1 pseudogene is annotated in these 309 nt (G+C 50.5%); it reads left to right on the forward strand.

From position 1 onward, the window contains the following. Positions 1 to 309 (forward strand): annotated as a pseudogene (locus tag SPADD19_RS13040) (MSCRAMM family adhesin SdrC); the annotation flags it as partial.

Genomic DNA, 309 nt, shown 5'->3' on the forward strand with positions numbered 1-309 from the left:
TTCTGAGGCACTAGTTGAAGCACTTTGCGATGCAGACGTACTTGCCGATTCAGATGCACTGGTTGATGCACTTTGTGACGCTGACGTACTTGCGGACTCACTTGCGCTTGTTGAAGCACTTTGTGACGCAGATGTACTTGCGGATTCTGACGCGCTGGTTGAAGCACTTTGCGATGCGCTAGTACTTGCTGATTCTGACGCGCTGGTTGATGCACTTTGTGAAGCAGATGTACTTGTCGACTCTGATGCACTCGTTGAAGCACTTTGTGAAGCGCTTGTGCTTGCGGATTCGCTGGCACTAGTTGAAGC

The sequence above is a fragment of the Streptococcus parasanguinis genome (genome assembly GCF_001578955.1).
Classification (GTDB): domain Bacteria; phylum Bacillota; class Bacilli; order Lactobacillales; family Streptococcaceae; genus Streptococcus; species Streptococcus parasanguinis_U.